General features: G+C 44.9%; 1 protein-coding gene. It reads right to left on the reverse strand.

Annotated features, from left to right (window positions below; translation table 11 throughout):
• Positions 1-256, reverse strand: a 256-nt coding sequence (locus tag ACEN88_RS35745) for a hypothetical protein (protein WP_413347129.1), incomplete at both ends; no start/stop codon positions are given.

The following is a 256-nucleotide window of genomic DNA, read 5'->3' on the forward strand; positions in this document are numbered from 1 at the left end:
GTATTTATCGGCCGGGATGTTGATCTGGTTATCCTGTGTGTAGCTTTTGATGAAATTACCCACAGGTACTATTTGTTTATTGTTGATGCTCACCAGGTTATAAGCCCCCAGGGTTACATAAGCATAATACCGTGAGGCAGCAGGTGGGTTTACCACATCATGGATCATAACGGCCGAAATAGCGTTTACAGCCTTGTCAATTTGCAGGTACGGGAGGATTGGCTTTTTACTCTTTTGCGCGTAGGCTGTTGTAGCT

This window comes from Massilia sp. CT11-108 (genome assembly GCF_047302915.1).
GTDB lineage: Bacteria > Pseudomonadota > Gammaproteobacteria > Burkholderiales > Burkholderiaceae_D > Telluria > Telluria orientalis.